Annotated in this window: 1 pseudogene; it reads left to right on the top strand. The window is 39.8% G+C overall.

Annotation, left to right across the window (positions count from 1 at the left end):
- Positions 1–353, top strand: a pseudogene (locus tag GQR55_RS18965) (integrase core domain-containing protein); the annotation flags it as partial.
- Positions 354–482: the final 129 nt, after the last annotated feature.

Here is a 482-nt window from a genome sequence, read left to right as displayed (position 1 = left end):
CTGACTTATCACTCCCCGCTGAGCGTGTGATCCGCTCGCTCAATCAAATTATAGAATGGCGTGGTAAACCAAAAGCTATCAGGTATGACAATGGGCCTGAATATATTAGCCATAAATTAGCAGAGTGGGCGTTAAATAATAATATTGAATTACGATTTATTCAACCAGGTAACCCGCAACAAAATGCTTATGTAGAGCGATTTAATCGTACGGTCAGGTATGACTGGCTAAGTCATTATATTTACAGTGATATTAGTGAGTTACAAGATAAAGCTACCGATTGGTTATGGACTTATAATAATGAACGCCCTAACATGGGCATAGGTGGCATAACACCCATACAAAAACTGGAAAAGTTAAACAACGGAAATTCTACAGATAGCCTCCATTTAAAATGGGGGGATTACCCATCAGGTGCACGAAATTGCGTTCCATCGACAGAAAATAACCGGAGTCCATACCACGTATCATCAGTATCTTCT

Source organism: Pseudoalteromonas sp. Z1A8 (assembly GCF_011378855.1).
In the GTDB taxonomy this organism is placed as follows: Bacteria; Pseudomonadota; Gammaproteobacteria; order Enterobacterales; family Alteromonadaceae; genus Pseudoalteromonas.
This window is presented reverse-complemented; position numbering and strand designations above follow the sequence as displayed.